This window comes from Sphingomonas sp. CROZ-RG-20F-R02-07, assembly GCF_022662335.1.
In the GTDB taxonomy this organism is placed as follows: domain Bacteria; phylum Pseudomonadota; class Alphaproteobacteria; order Sphingomonadales; family Sphingomonadaceae; genus Sphingomonas.
Genome location: NZ_JAKNQJ010000054.1, coordinates 1 through 392 on the forward strand (window position 1 = coordinate 1; position 392 = coordinate 392).

1 protein-coding gene is annotated in these 392 nt (G+C 69.6%); it reads left to right on the forward strand.

Translation table 11 applies throughout. The features are described from left to right. Nucleotides 1-392, forward strand: a 392-nt coding sequence (locus tag L8H00_RS18680; RefSeq protein WP_242098864.1) for a YDG domain-containing protein, incomplete at both ends; no start/stop codon positions are given.

Sequence of the window (392 nt, forward strand, 5' to 3'; positions counted from 1 at the left end):
CGCGGACGCGAGCGCCACCATCGGCAGTATTGCGGCGAAGGCACTGACGGCCTCGCTGACGGGTGGCGTGGCGAAGACCTATGACGGGACGACGGCGGCGACGCTGGCGGGTGGCAACTATGCGCTCGCCGGTATGGTTGCGGGCGACGCGGTGGCGCTGAACGCGCCGACGAGCGGCAGTTACGACACCAAGAACGTCGGCGCCGCGAAAACCGTGAGCGTCGGCAACCTGGCGCTGAGCGGGAGCGACGCGGCCAACTACACCGTCAACACCAGCGCGAGCGCGGCGATCGGCAGTATCGCGGCGAAGGCACTGACGGCCTCGCTGACGGGCGGCGTGGCGAAGACTTATGACGGCACGACGGCGGCGACGCTGGCGGGTGGCAACTATG